Source organism: Hymenobacter psoromatis (genome assembly GCF_020012125.1).
Classification (GTDB): domain Bacteria; phylum Bacteroidota; class Bacteroidia; order Cytophagales; family Hymenobacteraceae; genus Hymenobacter; species Hymenobacter psoromatis.
This window is the reverse complement of sequence record NZ_JAIFAG010000001.1, coordinates 2,301,817-2,314,477: the sequence shown is the minus strand read 5'-3', so window position 1 is coordinate 2,314,477 and position 12,661 is coordinate 2,301,817. Positions and strand designations below refer to the sequence as shown.

Below are 12,661 nucleotides of genomic sequence, written 5' to 3'. Positions count from 1 at the left end.
GCCGCGTCCTTGCTTGCTGCGCAATATCCTCGCCATGACAACCGATTTTGTGTAAGTCATCAAACTAACAACTCACGAAAACGATGGGTCCACATGCAGCCGAATTTCCTCCCGGATTCGCTCGGCGCTCAGCCACTCGTCGTTGTTGGCCGAGTCGTAGTGAAAGTTCTCCGGCACGCGCTTGGCGTTGAAATGCCGGATAAAATCACTTTCCTTCCAGCCCGGCGAAGTAGTGGGCAGGATGACGTAGTAGCGGTCCAACTCCACGGTACTCAGCGCGTCGGTTTGGGTTATCATCTCTTCATGCAGTTTCTCGCCCGGCCGAATGCCCACTACCTGCTGCTCGCAGTCGGGCCCAATGGCGCGGGCTACCTCCGTAATTTTATACGATGGGATTTTAGGCACGAAAATCTCGCCGCCCCAGGCGTGCTCCAGTGCATACAGCACCAGGTCTACCCCTTCTTCGAGCGAGATATTGAAGCGCGTCATATCGGGGTGCGTAATGGGTAGCACGCCCGTATGCCGCTGCTGCAAAAAGAACGGCACCACCGACCCCCGCGAGCCAATTACGTTGCCGTAGCGCACCACCGACAGGCGCAAGTCTCTGGCACCTTTCATGTTATTAGCCGCTACGAAAAGCTTGTCCGAGCACAGCTTGGTGGCACCGTAGAGGTTAATGGGTGCGGCGGCCTTGTCGGTGCTCAGCGCCACTACGTCTTTCACGCCACAGTCGAGGGCGGCGTTTATCACGTTTTCGGCCCCAAAGATGTTGGTCTTGATGCACTCCATGGGGTTGTACTCGGCGGCGGGCACCTGCTTGAGGGCGGCGGCGTGAACAATAATATCCACGCCCTCGCAGGCCCGTTGCAGGCGTTGCGGGTCGCGCACGTCACCGATAAAAAATCGGATGGCCGGGTACTTGCTTGGCGAAAACTCCTGGCTCATCTCATACTGCTTCAGCTCATCGCGCGAAAACACAATCAGCCGGCGCACCCCAGGGTAGAGCTTGAAAATGGTACGTACAAACTGCTTGCCGAACGAGCCGGTGCCGCCGGTAATGAGCAAAGACTTGCCGTTGAGGTCGAGGGCCATGAAACTACTACAAAATGAAACCGCAAAAATACGCCCCGCCGCGTTGGCGCGGCCCTACCCCCGCCGGGCGGTCCGGCCAGCGGGCACCAGCTCGGCCAGCCGTGCCGCCTGCGCCTGCCGCGCGTAGCGCGCCACCAAGGGGGTAGGGGGCAGGTCGAGGTTAGTATGTTGCTGCCAGCGCTCGGCTAGCGCATCCAGGGTGCGGCGCATCAGCGCGTAGTCGTCGTAGGGCAGGGCCTGCCCGGCGCCCGCTTCCCGCAAAATCTTGTCGGCATCGGAGCCGGCCGGCCCCACGCACACGATGGGTTTATGCGCCGCCAGGTACTCAAACACCTTCCCCGGCAGGATGCCTTTGTTCAGCGCTACGTCGGGAATGGCCATCAATAACGCGCTACTTTGCAGCAGAAAATCAACCGATTCCTGGTGCGGCACGAAGGGCAGAAACTCGGTGGCTGTGTCCAGCCCGGCCGCCGCCACCTGCTCGCGTACGCCCGCATCAACCTGCCCCACGAAGCGCAGCCGCCACGGCACCAGGGGGTAGGCGGCCGCGCAGTCGGCCAGCGCCCGCAGCAGGTTTTCGATGCGGTAGCCCGCCGTGATGGTGCCGGTATGCGTCAGGCGCAGGCAGTTGGTGGGGGGTAAGGATGGGCTCTGAAAATCAGCCTCATCATAACCGTTGGGCAGCACCACGATTTTGCCCTTGGCCAGGTCGGGTAGCTTGCGCCGAAACAGCCGCTCGGTCTCGGGCGAGGTCACCAGCACGGCATCGGCAGCGCGCAGTACCTGGCTTTCGTAACGCGCGTCGAGCCAGGCGGCGGCGGCCGTGCGGTGCAGGTCCTTGGCGTAGTAAATATCCGTCCAGGGGTCGCGCAGGTCGGCCAGCCAGCGCAGGCCGTACTTCTTTTGCAGTTCTAAACCAATGAGTTGCGTAGAATGCGGCGGCGAGGAAGTCAGCACCGCGTCAAACTGCTCGCCCTGCGCCAATAGCTTTTCCACGGCCGCCAGCGCGTAGGCATTCCAGCCCCGGCGCGGGTCTGGAATAAACAAATTGCCCCGCACGAAGCGCATGGCTTTTTGGGTAAACGTCGGCGCGCCCTCGTTGGCAAAGCCGCCGTGCGGCACGGCCCTACCCGTCAGTTTCTGGTATGAGCCAAACGGCTCCAGCGTAGCGGTGCGAATGACGCGCACGCCTGGCGGCACCTCGCGCAGCAGGCTTTCGTCGCGCACGGGGTAAGTCGCCTGGTCGGGGTCTACGGTCAGCACGGTCGGCTCCACGCCCAAGCCGGGCAGGTATTTCACCCATTTCAGGCAGCGCTGCACGCCCGCCCCACCCGAAGGCGGCCAGTAATACGTGAGTACGAGCAAGCGAAGGGGGGTAGGGTGGGGCACGGGCAGGAAAAAGAATTGCGTCGGCAAAGCTACGTGAAGGGTGCAACCGCCCCCGTCGTAACTTTGGAAATTCAAATGGGCAGCGTAGCGTTGACTTAGGTAGACCTTCGTCCGAATCTGCGAAATCAGCTCAATCCGCGAAATCTGCGATTTTATGTTCGATAATCTCTCCACCAAGCTCGATAAAGCTATCAAAACCCTCAAAGGGCAGGGTAGCATCTCGGAAATCAACGTCGCCGCCACCGTTAAGGAAATTCGCCGGGCGCTGGTCGATGCCGACGTTAACTATAAGGTTGCCAAGGAAGTAACCGACAAGATTAAGGACGAGGCGATGGGCCGCGACGTGCTCACGGCCATCTCGCCGGGCCAGCTCATGGTCAAAATCGTCTACGATGAGCTGACCCAGCTCATGGGCGGCGAAAAGCAGGATATCGTCATTAAGGGCGACCCGGCCGTGGTACTGCTCTCGGGTCTGCAGGGCTCGGGCAAAACGACCTTCGCCGGCAAGCTGGCCAGCTTTATCAAAAAGCAGAACCGCACCGTGCTGCTAGTGGCCTGCGACGTATATCGCCCCGCCGCCATCGACCAGCTCAAAGTGCTCGGCGAGCAGATTGGGGTAGAAGTTTATTCAGAGCCGGAAAATAAAAATCCGGTCGAGATTTCGCAGAACGCCATCGCCTACGCGAAGCAAAACAACAAGAAGGTCGTCATCGTGGACACCGCCGGCCGCCTGGCCGTGGATGAGCAGATGATGCGCGAGATTGAGGCCGTGAAGCGCGCCATCAACCCCAGCGAAACCTTGTTTGTGGTGGATTCGATGACCGGCCAGGACGCCGTAAATACCGCCAAAACCTTCAACGACCGGCTGAATTTCGACGGGGTAGTGCTCACTAAGCTCGACGGCGACAGCCGCGGCGGCGCGGCTCTCTCCATTCGCGCGGTGGTCGAAAAGCCCATCAAGTTCATCTCGACGGGCGAGAAGATGGAGGCGCTGGACCTCTTCTACCCTGACCGCATGGCCCAGCGCATCCTGGGCATGGGCGACGTGATTTCGCTCGTAGAGCGCGCTCAGCAGCAGTTCGACGAGGATGAGGCCAAGCGCATCAATGCCAAGATTCGCAAAAACCAGTTCGACTTCAACGACTTCCTCGGCCAGCTGGAGCAAATCAAGAAGATGGGCAACCTCAAGGACTTGGTAGGCATGATTCCGGGGGCCTCTAAAATGATGAAGGACGTCGAAATCGACGACGACGCCTTTAAGCCTGTGGAGAGCATTATTAAGAGCATGACCAAGCAGGAGCGCGCCCAGCCCGACCTCATTAACGGCTCGCGCCGCCGCCGCCTCGCCGCCGGTTCGGGTACCGATATTCAGCAGGTGAATGCCCTGATGAAGCAATTTGAAGACATGCGCAAAATGATGCGCCAGATGAACAAACTCAGTCAGACCAAAGGCGGCATGGCCCAAATGGCCAAAATGATGGGCGGCATGAAAGGCGGCGCGATGCCCGGCGCGGGCCGCCGCTAAAAAACGGACAGTAGAGCTAAAAGAACGTCATGCTGATGAAGGAAGCATCTCGCCCGCGTAAGTAATCCTAAATGCTTGGAATTACTTACGCGGGCGAGACGCCTTCCTCGTTAGCATGACGTTCTTTTATTGTAATACTTACTTCGTAATCAAAATGCGGGGAATATCTTTTTCCCGCAAATCAATATCAACTGGTAACGCTTGCTTCGTAAACTCATCGAAGCAAATAGTACTCCGGCCCTTAAATTTCATTTCCGGGTCGTTAATAATAATAACGTGCGGAAATGTGCCATATTCCTTATCCTCGCGCATTAGTGTTTGCTGGCTGCCGAGAGCAGGATTATTCAGCACGTTGGCGTACACGAATTGGCCGTGCGGCGCTTGTTTGAAATAAAGCACCGAGCTTTCAATGTGGCCATTGCAAGGGTCGGAGCAACTGGTGAGCGATAGCCCAACCATGCAGACGAGCAGTAGTTTGCGCATAAAATAAGCAGTGATTTATAGGTCTTCTGTGGCCCGCTGTATTGCGTAGGAGGGCACGTAGCCCACCAGCTCGTTACCCGCAGGCCGAATGGCGCGGAACAGCGCCTCCCGCTGCTTGCCCGCCAATTGTCCCCCCGATTTACGCCAAGCAAATAAAAACGGTCGCACATCGGCGGGGTACGCGGTCAGTTCTAAACCTAAATCCTTGTCAGTCAGCTGCACTACGCTGGTCGCCACTTCAGTAATACGGTCTATTAAATTAGCCAGCCGCTGGCGTAGTAGGGCGATAATAGTATCGAAGTCAGCCCAAAATTCTTCGGGTAGTTCACGCCGCAATTCGGTCAGGTCGTCGCCCGCCGACCAGCTTGCCCAGAGCGCCAGTGGGGTACAGTGCGAAATAAGGGCGTGAATACGTCGGTACTCGGCCCCTTTCACTTTCAACCGCAAGTCATTGGCAAAGCGCACCACAAAACCCTCGCGGCTAGCTGGCAGCGTATCCACCTCGGCTAGCATCTCTGCAAATGAAGTATAGGGGTGCCGCTCGGCTAGGGGCCAGCCCAACTGCTTGGCTACATGCTGTAGATTAGGCGTTTCGAGTCCTTGCCCATCGGCGTGGTAGGCAGCCAGCAGCACCAGCGCCGGCTCAGTGTAGGCAATGACGATGCGATTTTCGGGGTACACCGCCTCAGCTAGATAAGTGGTGCCCGGCACTAGCGCCGCCAGATTTTGCCCGGCCAAGCGCTTTTCCGCCCACTGGGCCTGCGCACTGTCAAACGCGCCTTTGGTAACCGCTCGCCACTGGCCCTGCCAATAGTGAATAATAATGAGCGAGCCGTCGAGCTTTTCAAAGACTTCAAATGGTAGAGCCGGGATTATCTGTCCCCGCTCACCTAAGTTAAAAAACTTTGGAAATGGCGTAGCTACTACCAGTTGGTGAGTTTCGTGCAGCACCAAGCCCCGCGCCAGCATTGTGATATCGTCCCAGCTTCCTTCGTACACGCAGCGGGTGGTATAGCACCACAGCGAACGGCCCGTATCGGCATCATAGCGCATAGTCACTAGTCCTGCCGCCCGCGCCGCCTGCAAGCCAGCCCACAGGCTGGCAAAAGGCATTGTACGAGCGGGATGAAACATGGCAGAAGCGGTTTATTGACTAGCTAGTTGCAAGGGCGGAATGCGTGAGTTTTATGGATATCGGCCAGCAATAATGCTAGTCATTTAGCCAGTATCGGCAGCGAATCCGATACTCTTCTTGACAAGAAATATTACACTACCGAAAAATCAAACGACTCCAAAAACTTCGTGGTAAAATTACCCGCTTGAAAATCCTCACTGTCCATCAAAGCCAGGTGAAATGGGATAGTGGTTTTCACACCTTCTACCACGAACTCGCTCAGCGCGCGCTTCATCTTCACGATGCACTCCTCGCGGGTTTGGGCCACGGTGATGAGCTTGGCAATCATCGAGTCGTAGTTGGGCGGAATCTGGTAGCCGGCATACACGTGGGTGTCCACGCGCACGCCGTGGCCGCCGGGAATGTGCAGGGTAGTGATGCGGCCGGGCGAGGGACGGAAACCCTGGCGCGGGTCTTCGGCGTTGATGCGGCATTCCATCGCGTGCATTTTTGGGAAATAGTTTTTACCCGAAATCGGGATGCCCGCCGCTACCTTAATCTGCTCTTTAATAAGGTCATAGTTGATGATTTCCTCGGTTACCGGGTGCTCGACCTGGATGCGGGTGTTCATCTCCATAAAGTAGAAATCGCGGTTGGCATCGACCAGAAATTCGATGGTCCCTACCCCCTCGTAGCCGATGGCGGAGGCCCCGGCGATGGCCGCCGCACCCATGCGCTCGCGCAGGTCGTCGGTCATGAAGGGCGAGGGCGCTTCCTCCACCAGCTTCTGGTGGCGGCGCTGGATGGAGCAGTCGCGCTCCGAAAGGTGACAGACGTGCCCAAATTGGTCGCCGATAATCTGGATTTCGATGTGGCGCGGCTCCACCACGAATTTCTCCAGGTACATGCCATCGTTGCCGAAGGCGGCCTTGGATTCGATGCGCGCATCGTCCCAGGCTTTCTGAAACTCCTCGTCGGCGTTGATGATGCGCATGCCGCGCCCGCCGCCGCCGGCCGTGGCCTTCAGAATGACGGGGTATTTAATTTCGTGGGCGATTTTCTTACCCTGCTCCACCGACTCAAGCAAACCCACCGAGCCGGGTACCACGGGCACGCCGGCCTTAATCATGGTGGCTTTGGCGGTGGCCTTGTCGCCCATTTGGTTTATCATCTCGGGCGAGGCGCCGATAAACTTGATGCCGTTTTCCTGGCAGATGCGCGAAAATTCGGCATTTTCGCTCAGAAAGCCGTAGCCGGGATGGATGGCGTCGGCGTTGGTAATCTCGGCCGCCGCAATAAGGGTCGGAATATTGAGGTAGCTCTGGCTGCTGGCGGGCGGCCCGATGCACACGGCCTCGTCGGCAAAGCGCACGTGCAGGCTTTCCTTGTCAGCGGTTGAGTACACGGCCACCGTTTTGATGCCCATCTCGCGGCAGGTACGAATAACGCGCAGGGCAATTTCGCCCCGGTTGGCAATCAGGATTTTATTGAACATGGCCAAAGGTGGCGATATGGAAGGGGGTAGGGAAGCAAGAACCGAAAGAACGTCATGCTGAGCTTGCCGAAGCATCTCTCCCGCGTTACTAACTCTTGACGTTAGGTTTACTTAAGCGGGAGAGATGCTTCGGCAAGCTCAGCATGACGTTCCTTTTGAAGCCAAAGGAGAGATACTACTCAATCAGGAACAGCGGCTGGTCGTACTCCACGGGGGTAGCGTTTTCGACGAGCACCTTCACGATGCGGCCAGCCTGCTCGGCCTCAATCTCATTGAAGAGCTTCATGGCCTCGATGATGCAGATAACCTGGCCTTTCTCCACCATGTCGCCCACCTGTACGAACACCGGCGTGTCGGGGCCGCTGCTGCGGTAGAAGGTACCAATCATCGGCGATTTGAGGGGCGTGTAGCTAGCCGCGCCGGCAGGCTCGGCCGCGGCGGAGGGGGTAGGGGCGGCGGGCGCGATAGTGGGCGGGGCCGCCGCCGGGGCCGGCTGCGGAGCCGCCGGGGCCGCACTCATGCTCACAATCTGCTTGGTGCCGGGTTCGCGCTGCACCGAGATTTTGAACTCTTCAGTTTCAATATTGACCTTATTGAGGCCCGACTTAGCAATGAAGTCGAGCAGCTCCTGGAGTTCTTTGGCTTTCATGGCAGCGTCTTTTTTGGGCGGGGTTTTGGGGGATTCTTTCGACATCGGAGGGGAAGTAGTGTGGACTCCGCGAGTCCGCGCGCTGAAACGTTTGGCTGCTACCACACGCGGACTCGCGGAGTCCACGCTACAACCTTACTTCACGCGCTCTACGTAGGAGTAGTCGCTGGTTTTAATGCGAATTTTAGTGTCAGTATCAATGAAAAGCGGCACCTGGATGCGGGCCCCGGTTTCGACGGTGGCGGGCTTGAGGGTGTTAGTGGCGGTATCGCCGCGCAGGCCGGGCTCGGTGTAGGTTACTACCAGGTCTACGGTGGTGGGCAGCTCGGCGGTGAGGGGCTGCTCGGTTTCGGCGTGCATGAGAATGGTGACGGCCTGGCCCTCCTTCATGAGGTCGGCGAAGGGCACCATGGCCTCGGGCAGCACAATCTGCTCAAAGGTGTCATTGTCCATGAATGTGAAGCCGTAGTCGTCCTTAAACAGGTACTGGTGCGGGCGCTGCTCCACGCGGGCGGTTTCGACCTTCACCCCAGCGTTGAAGGTGTTGTCTAGGACCTTGCCCGTCTTGATATTGCGCATCTTGGTGCGCACGAAAGCTGGTCCCTTGCCAGGCTTTACGTGCTGAAACTCCGTAATGACGTGCAGGTCGTTGTTGTACAGCAACACGAGCCCGTTGCGAAAATCGGCGGTAGTAGCCATTGGTTTTAGTTAAAAGTTAAGAGTTGAAAGTTAAGAGTTACGGTTATGAGTTTTGGCGGCCAGTGCAGCCAACTCTTAACTCATAACTTTTAACTCTTAACTCAGGAATTGTACGCCCATTTGACATGCATGGCACCCCAGGTGAAGCCACCGCCGAAAGCCGCGAGAATGAGATTGTCGCCTTTATGCAGTTGCTTTTCGTAGTCCCAGAGGCAAAGCGGGATGGTAGCGCTGGTAGTGTTGCCGTAGCGCTGAATGTTGAGCATGACCTTTTCGGGGCCTACCCCCATGCGGTTAGCCGTAGCATCGATGATGCGCTTATTGGCCTGGTGGGGCACCAGCCAGGCCACGTCGTCGTGGCTCAGGCCCTGGCGGGTCATCACCTGCGCGGCCACGTCGGCCATGTTTTTAACGGCGAACTTGAAGACCGTGGCGCCTTCCTGGTAAATGAAGTGCTCGCCGTTGGCCACGGTTTCGGCCGTGGGCGGGCGGCGGCTGCCGCCGGCTTTCTGATTCAGAAACTGCTCCCCGTTGCCGTTCGAGCACAGCACCTGGTCCAGGATACCGTAGCCATCGGTGCTGGGCTCCAGCATGACTGCCCCGGCCCCGTCGCCAAACAGGATGCAGTTGGAGCGGTCGGTGTAGTCCACGATGGCCGACATCTTATCGGCCCCTACCACCACCACTTTCTTATATATGCCGCTTTGCACGAACTGCGCGGCGGTAGTCAGCGCGTACAGAAAGCTGGAACAGGCCGCGTTCAGGTCGTAGCTGAAGGCATTCTGAATGCCTACCCCCGCCGAAATGATGTTGGCCGTGGCCGGAAACAGCATGTCGGGCGTCACGGTGGCGCAGATGAGCAGGTCCACCTCCTCGGGCCGGGTATTGGTTTTTTCGAGTAGCTGGCGCACCGCCTGAATGCCCATTACCGAGCTGCCCTGGTCCTTGCCCTTCAGAATGCGGCGCTCCTTGATGCCGGTGCGCGAGGTAATCCATTCGTCGGTGGTATCGACCAGCTTTTCCAGCTCCTGGTTGGTGAGCACGTAATCGGGCACGTAGCCTCCGACTCCGGTAATGGCGGCGGTAATCTTCATGAGCGCAAAGGTGCGGCCCAAACCCAGAAAGCCCGGCCTGGGGCCAGACTTTTGGGAGTTAGGATTTGAAAGAGTCTTTGATTTGGTCCACGATGCCCGAATGGGCCATCTGGTAGCCTTGAATTATCATGTTGCAGATGGCCAGCGGCGTACTAACGCCGTGGCCAATAAGCGCATTATCGTTGATGCCCAGGATGGGTGAGCCACCAATAGTTTCGTAATTTACTTTCTCAAAAAAATCATCGTTCAGATTGCGGCTAACCATGATTTCGTACATCGACTCGGCCATTTTCAGCATTACGTTGCCTACGTACCCATCGCAGACAATGACATCGGCCTTGTCATTAAACAAGTCCCTACCCTCAATATTACCGATAAAGTGCACGTGCGGGTTCACTTTGAAGAGCTGATGCGCCGCCTGCGTCACCACGTCACCCTTGCCTTCTTCCTCACCCAGGCTCATCAGCCCCACTTTGGGCCGGGCAATGCCCAGCACATACTGCGCGTAGAGCGAGCCTAGCTCGCCGAATTGTTCCAACATTTCGGGCTTGCAATCGGCATTGGCGCCAGCATCAACCAGGATGCCGTAGCCCCCGGCCAGCTTGGGTACGAAGTTGGCGATGGCCGGGCGCAGCACGCCGGGCACGACCTTCACCGTAAACATGGCCCCCACGAGCATAGCGCCCGTGTTGCCGGCCGAGCAAAAGGCATCTACTTCGCCGCTGTGCAGCAGGCGGTAGCCCACGGCAATGCTGCTATCCTGCTTTTGCTGAAAAGCCTTGGCGGGGTGCTCACCCATTTCGATAACCTGCGTGGAAGCTACCAGTTCCAGCGCGGCGGCGGCGGGGCCATAGGACTGAAGCAGCGGCCGTACTTCGGCTTCGGTGCCGATGAGTACTACCTGAGCTTTGCCGGCCAGGCGCTGGGCAGCCAGCACGGCACCGGCCACGGCAGCCTGGGGGGCAAAGTCGCCGCCCATAGCGTCGAGGGCAATTTTCATGAACGCGGATAAAATAAAAGTACAGCCATAAGAAAGCGCACCAGCGCGAAACCAAACCGGGCCGGACTGCCAATCTCAAAAGAGCAGTCCGGCCCGATGGTACCGCGAAATAACAACGCTTTCGACTATTCTTCGTCCGCGCCCGTGTCGCCGGCGGCGGCGGGGGCCGCTACGGAGGTATAATTCTTGATGGCCAGCTGGCCATTGTGGTACAAGTCGCCATCGACCACGTAGGCTTTGTGGCGCAGGTGCAGCTCGCCCGTGTTAGGGCAAATGGTAACGGCCTTAGGAGTCAGCTTGTAGTGGCTGCGGCGTTTGTCGCGGGTGGCGGTGGAGGTCCGGCGCTTAGGATGTGCCATGTTACGGAGAAATTAGGAATTAAGAAGTAGGAAGGATGAATTAGCACAGGGTCCTAATTCAGGTTTTTGAGGGCGGCCCAGCGAGGGTCAGCGGGCTCATCGTCGTCTGGGCCTTCGCCCGGTGGGCGGGTCGAGAAGATGAGCTTGGTAGTAGCGTCGGGGTCGTCGTCGGCCTCGTTTTGGAAGCGCGGGTGAAGTTTTTTCATAGGTAGGGCCAGCCCGATGTAGTCGTAGAGGTGCTGCGCGAGGTCGAGCGTCAGGGTTTCGGGCGTGACTTGCAGCACGTCGTCGTTCAACTCCTTGGGCTCGTCGCCGTAGCGCACCAGCAGCTGGTTTTCCACGTCCAGCGGATGGTCGTACTCGTCCAGGCTGCGGTCGCAGGTGAGGCGCACGGTGCCCACGATATGAGATTTGATGGTAATAACGCGCTCCGTTTTGATGAGTGTTACGTCGGCGTGCAGGTTACCATCGGCAATAAACTCGCCTTTCGGGTCGAACTCCTCAAAAAAGGCGCGGCCCAACTCAAACGCGAAATGGTGCGTTTTAAGGGAGAGCCGGGCGATGGGCAAATCAAATTGCGAGTCCTTTTTCACAGTAGGCCGAATTACGGGGGGCAAAGGTACGGGTTTTAGTTGGCTTTATCAAGCATAAACCCAACCGCTAGCCAGTAAGGCGGGCCAGACTGCTCTACCCCCCTCCCTCACCCGGATAGCGCAGCCCCATGCGCTGGCGCACGGTATCGAGCAGGCGCATCAGTTCCAGGCTGGAGGAGAGGGGTAGGAGCGGACTTTCGTGTAATCTCTGGGCCAGACACTCCTGCACGTGGGCGGCCTCGTAATGGTAGCCGTCGCCGGGCGGAGGGTAGGAAAAGTCCTGCGCCGCCTGGCCCAGGGGCTGCACCCGCACGCCGTGCGGCGCATACATCGGCCCCAGCAGCCGCAGCTGCCCCCCCGTGCCGTAGAGCACGCATTGGTTGTCGAGCGGCGCGGCCAGCGTGGAAGCCAGGCTGGCCGTGGCCCCGCCGGCGTAGGCCAGGCTCACGGCGCAGCTCAGGTCCACGCCGGTGCCCGCCGGCACGGCCACGGCCGCTACCGCCGTGGGCCGGCCCAAAAAAAGCTGACTGAGAAAGAGTGGATACACGCCGATATCGAGCAGCGAGCCCCCGGCGAGGTTCGGGTTAAAGAGCCGCCCCAGCGGCTCATAAGGCATGAAGCCGCCAAAGTCCGCCACCAGGTGCTTCACCTCGCCGATGGTGCTCGACTTTAACAATGCCAGCGCGTGGGCCACGGCTGGGAAAAAGCGCGTCCAGAAGGCTTCCATTAGGAATACGCCTTGGGCCTGAGATACGGTAATCAACTCCTGCGCCTGGCCAGCATTCACGGTAAAAGGCTTTTCGCAGAGCACGGCGAGGCCGGCCCGCAGGCACAGCAGCGCGTGGGCATGGTGCTCGGAATGGGGGGTAGCGATGTACACCACGTCGAGGTCGGGTACGGCGGTTAGCGCCTCGTAGCTGCCCACGGCGTGAGCGGCCCCAAAATCGGCGGCAAACGCCCGCGCTTTAGCCAAATCCCGCGATGCGACGACGTGCAGGACCGCCCCCGGCACGTGCGCTAGGTCGGCGACAAACTTGCGGGCGATGCTGCCCAGGCCCAGAATTCCCCAGCGGAAAGTTTGCATAGCTTTGAGAAGAATTTGGTGTTGGGAGATGGGAAAAGCTTACGTAAAATTGTCTGTACATTGCGAGCGCAGCGCGGTAATCGCA

13 protein-coding genes are annotated in these 12,661 nt (G+C 58.6%); 1 reads left to right on the top strand and 12 read right to left on the bottom strand.

What is annotated here, in order from left to right; all coding sequences use genetic code 11:
- Positions 1 to 72 precede the first annotated feature (72 nt).
- Entirely contained in the window at positions 73 to 1,092 is a 1,020-nt protein-coding gene (pseB, locus tag LC531_RS10005; protein ID WP_223650151.1) for a UDP-N-acetylglucosamine 4,6-dehydratase (inverting), read from the bottom strand.
- A gap of 54 nt (positions 1,093 to 1,146) precedes the next feature.
- Positions 1,147 to 2,481, bottom strand: coding sequence for a glycosyltransferase family 4 protein (locus LC531_RS10000; RefSeq protein ID WP_223650150.1), 1,335 nt, complete (start codon positions 2,479 to 2,481; stop codon positions 1,147 to 1,149).
- Positions 2,482 to 2,635: 154 nt separating this feature from the next.
- On the opposite strand from LC531_RS10000, the gene ffh reads away from it, so the two are divergent.
- Complete coding sequence (gene ffh, locus LC531_RS09995) at positions 2,636 to 4,006, top strand: signal recognition particle protein (protein WP_223650149.1); 1,371 nt, start codon at positions 2,636 to 2,638, stop codon at positions 4,004 to 4,006.
- A 138-nt stretch (positions 4,007 to 4,144) separates the two neighbouring features.
- Here ffh and LC531_RS09990 read toward each other — a convergent pair whose 3' ends face one another.
- The 10 genes from LC531_RS09990 to LC531_RS09945 form a co-directional block, all read right to left on the bottom strand.
- On the bottom strand, positions 4,145 to 4,489 hold the full coding sequence (locus LC531_RS09990) for a hypothetical protein (protein ID WP_223650148.1): 345 nt from the start codon (positions 4,487 to 4,489) through the stop codon (positions 4,145 to 4,147).
- A gap of 15 nt (positions 4,490 to 4,504) precedes the next feature.
- Positions 4,505 to 5,602 (bottom strand): T4 RnlA family RNA ligase, encoded by a 1,098-nt coding sequence (locus tag LC531_RS09985; RefSeq protein ID WP_223650147.1) that lies wholly within the window; start codon positions 5,600 to 5,602, stop codon positions 4,505 to 4,507.
- 152 nt (positions 5,603 to 5,754) lie between these two features.
- On the bottom strand, positions 5,755 to 7,098 hold the full coding sequence (gene accC / locus LC531_RS09980; protein WP_223650146.1) for an acetyl-CoA carboxylase biotin carboxylase subunit: 1,344 nt from the start codon (positions 7,096 to 7,098) through the stop codon (positions 5,755 to 5,757).
- A 175-nt stretch (positions 7,099 to 7,273) separates the two neighbouring features.
- Positions 7,274 to 7,747 (bottom strand): acetyl-CoA carboxylase biotin carboxyl carrier protein, encoded by a 474-nt coding sequence (accB, locus tag LC531_RS09975; RefSeq protein ID WP_223653927.1) that lies wholly within the window; start codon positions 7,745 to 7,747, stop codon positions 7,274 to 7,276.
- A 135-nt stretch (positions 7,748 to 7,882) separates the two neighbouring features.
- Positions 7,883 to 8,446 (bottom strand): elongation factor P, encoded by a 564-nt coding sequence (efp, locus tag LC531_RS09970; protein ID WP_223650145.1) that lies wholly within the window; start codon positions 8,444 to 8,446, stop codon positions 7,883 to 7,885.
- Between the two features lie 101 nt (positions 8,447 to 8,547).
- On the bottom strand, positions 8,548 to 9,540 hold the full coding sequence (locus LC531_RS09965) for a beta-ketoacyl-ACP synthase III (protein ID WP_223650144.1): 993 nt from the start codon (positions 9,538 to 9,540) through the stop codon (positions 8,548 to 8,550).
- A gap of 58 nt (positions 9,541 to 9,598) precedes the next feature.
- The gene (gene plsX / locus LC531_RS09960) at positions 9,599 to 10,540 is read right to left on the bottom strand and encodes a phosphate acyltransferase PlsX (protein WP_223650143.1); all 942 of its coding nucleotides are present in this window, start codon (positions 10,538 to 10,540) and stop codon (positions 9,599 to 9,601) included.
- 125 nt (positions 10,541 to 10,665) lie between these two features.
- A complete protein-coding gene (gene rpmF, locus LC531_RS09955; RefSeq protein WP_223650142.1) occupies positions 10,666 to 10,899 on the bottom strand; it encodes a 50S ribosomal protein L32 in 234 nt (77 codons plus the stop codon).
- A gap of 53 nt (positions 10,900 to 10,952) precedes the next feature.
- On the bottom strand, positions 10,953 to 11,492 hold the full coding sequence (locus LC531_RS09950; protein ID WP_223650141.1) for a YceD family protein: 540 nt from the start codon (positions 11,490 to 11,492) through the stop codon (positions 10,953 to 10,955).
- Positions 11,493 to 11,586: 94 nt separating this feature from the next.
- Positions 11,587 to 12,576: a Gfo/Idh/MocA family protein gene (locus tag LC531_RS09945; RefSeq protein WP_223650140.1), complete on the bottom strand. Its 990-nt coding sequence runs from the start codon at positions 12,574 to 12,576 to the stop codon at positions 11,587 to 11,589.
- Between the last annotated feature and the right edge of the window lie 85 nt (positions 12,577 to 12,661).

Excerpts from the sequence above, each read along its gene's own strand:
- pseB (WP_223650151.1), bottom strand. The coding sequence starts at position 1,092 with ATGGCCCTCGACCTCAACGGCAAGTCTTTGCTCATTACCGGCGGCACC.
- ffh (WP_223650149.1), top strand. The coding sequence starts at position 2,636 with ATGTTCGATAATCTCTCCACCAAGCTCGATAAAGCTATCAAAACCCTC.
- LC531_RS09990 (WP_223650148.1), bottom strand. The coding sequence starts at position 4,489 with ATGCGCAAACTACTGCTCGTCTGCATGGTTGGGCTATCGCTCACCAGT.
- LC531_RS09985 (WP_223650147.1), bottom strand. The coding sequence starts at position 5,602 with ATGCCTTTTGCCAGCCTGTGGGCTGGCTTGCAGGCGGCGCGGGCGGCA.
- accC (WP_223650146.1), bottom strand. The coding sequence starts at position 7,098 with ATGTTCAATAAAATCCTGATTGCCAACCGGGGCGAAATTGCCCTGCGC.
- accB (WP_223653927.1), bottom strand. The coding sequence starts at position 7,747 with ATGAAAGCCAAAGAACTCCAGGAGCTGCTCGACTTCATTGCTAAGTCG.
- efp (WP_223650145.1), bottom strand. The coding sequence starts at position 8,446 with ATGGCTACTACCGCCGATTTTCGCAACGGGCTCGTGTTGCTGTACAAC.
- LC531_RS09965 (WP_223650144.1), bottom strand. The coding sequence starts at position 9,540 with ATGAAGATTACCGCCGCCATTACCGGAGTCGGAGGCTACGTGCCCGAT.
- plsX (WP_223650143.1), bottom strand. The coding sequence starts at position 10,540 with ATGAAAATTGCCCTCGACGCTATGGGCGGCGACTTTGCCCCCCAGGCT.
- rpmF (WP_223650142.1), bottom strand. The coding sequence starts at position 10,899 with ATGGCACATCCTAAGCGCCGGACCTCCACCGCCACCCGCGACAAACGC.
- LC531_RS09945 (WP_223650140.1), bottom strand. The coding sequence starts at position 12,576 with ATGCAAACTTTCCGCTGGGGAATTCTGGGCCTGGGCAGCATCGCCCGC.